Source organism: Gilvimarinus sp. 1_MG-2023 (genome assembly GCF_030548285.1).
This window is the reverse complement of record NZ_JAUOSC010000032.1, coordinates 1-963: the sequence shown is the minus strand read 5'-3', so window position 1 is coordinate 963 and position 963 is coordinate 1. Positions and strand designations below refer to the sequence as shown.

The 963-nt window shown below is 55.9% G+C and carries 1 protein-coding gene; it reads right to left on the bottom strand.

Annotated features, from left to right (window positions below; translation table 11 throughout):
* Positions 1-217 precede the first annotated feature (217 nt).
* Positions 218-649: a c-type cytochrome gene (locus Q4563_RS15470; protein WP_303605086.1), complete on the bottom strand. Its 432-nt coding sequence runs from the start codon at positions 647-649 to the stop codon at positions 218-220.
* Between the last annotated feature and the right edge of the window lie 314 nt (positions 650-963).

The window sequence follows — 963 nt, the reverse complement described above, 5'->3', positions numbered from 1 at the left end:
GACGCTGGACGCTGGACGCTGGACGCTGGACGCTGGACGCTGGACGCTGGACGCTGGACGCTGGACGCTGGACAATAATTTTTGCCTTGGGGTTATTCTCTGTCAAGCCTTAGCGGCTGTTTTTGCACGACGCGCTCTACTTCCGCACACCCAATAACGCCAAAAGCCCGCAATAGCGGGCTTTTGGGTGAGGGTACTGCCTCTGGTGATACCGATCTTACTGGCTATTTTCCACCATGTAATCCACCGCAGCGATTACCTCATCGTTACTACAAGTCGCGCAGAGACCCATGGCTGGCATGGCATTGAAGCCGTTTATGGCGTGATCGTGCAATGTGTCCATGCCTTTGGCGATACGATCGGTCCAATCCGCCGCTTCACCGTACTTAGGTGCGCCTGCCACGCCAGCGCCGTGGCAGGTATTACACGAGGTGTTATACACCTCTTCGCCTGTGCGCGGGCCACTGCTGGCCGCCGCTACTGGCGCTGCCGCGCAGTCGTCACCCGACATACAGGTGCTTCCAGCCGGGGCAATACGCTCGGCAATTGCTTCGTTCACCGCCGCCGACTGGCTAAACGCAAAACTAGAGGCCAAAACCCCCATACCCAGTGCGACCATCAGGCCGATGATTTTTCTCGCTTGGCTCACGGATGCTTCCTCGTATTTGGGCAGTTTATCTGCACTATTGTCAGGCGCGCATTATAGCCAGAAATCACCCTTTAGGTGAACAACCCTGACAATAAGTCGCCCGAAATGCCGTAGACGACCGCCCCCAGTCCTAGTAGAATGCGCGCTCTTCGTGCTCCAGCGACATGCTATGCAGCTGGCGCCTGAGAGATAGATCTACGCTTGTATCATACACGCAATTCGGAATACTCACTGGCTCAGGGCCAGTTTAATAAGCCTGATTACGCACCCGTAGCTCAGTTGGGTGAGGCAAGTGTTTGCAAAGCAACGCTTTG